This window comes from Vibrio sp. D173a (assembly GCF_030248475.1).
Genome location: NZ_JAHGAH010000859.1, coordinates 1 through 839 on the forward strand (window position 1 = coordinate 1; position 839 = coordinate 839).

Annotated in this window: 1 protein-coding gene; it reads right to left on the bottom strand. The window is 49.7% G+C overall.

Features of this window, described 5'->3' with window-relative positions; genetic code table 11:
• Positions 1 to 839: acyl-CoA dehydrogenase domain-containing protein (locus tag KIV40_RS29840; RefSeq protein ID WP_285352882.1), on the bottom strand; the 839-nt coding region annotated here is incomplete at both ends.

Here is an 839-nt window from a genome sequence, read left to right on the forward strand (position 1 = left end):
CTGAGCCAAGGTATAGCTGACTCAAAATGTCACCTAGACGAGCAGATAAACGCTCTCTACGTTTCAGTGAACCACCCAGTACCGCCATCGAGATATCAGACAGAAGTGCTAAGTTGGCACTGTAGCGATTCAGTTGCTGGTAGTAACGTTTAGTATCTTTATCTGCTGGTGTGCTTGAACCACGACCATCAGTCAAACCAAACCATAGGCTGCGGATTAGGTTACTCATGGTGAAGCTAACGTGTCCAGCGAGTGCGCTATCGAACTTATCGAGTGCATCACTGCTTTCAGAGTAAGCGGCGTTCATCTCTTCAAGAACATAAGGGTGACAACGAATTGCACCTTGCCCATAGATGATCATTGAGCGAGTCAGAATGTTGGCACCTTCTACGGTAACCGCAATCGGTGAGCCTTGGTAGCCACGAGCTAGGAAGTTTGATGGACCTAAGCAGATGCCTTTACCACCCACAATATCCATCGCATCGATGATGCTGCGCTGGCCACGGTGAGTACAGTGGTACTTAACGATCGCTGAGATAACCGAAGGCTTCTCACCTAAGTCGATCCCCGCAACAGTCAGGTTACTTGCCGCGTCCATCACGTATGCGTTACCAGCAAGGCGTGCTAATGGCTCTTCGACACCTTCCATACGGCCGATTGGCTGTTTGAATTGGCGACGAATACGGGCATAAGCACCAGTAGCCAGAGCGGCACTTTTTAAACCACCTGTTGAGTTAGACGGCAGTGTAATACCACGACCAACAGACAGACATTCAACCAGCATGCGCCAGCCTTGTCCTGCCATTTTTTGTCCGCCAATGATGAAGTCCATTGGAACG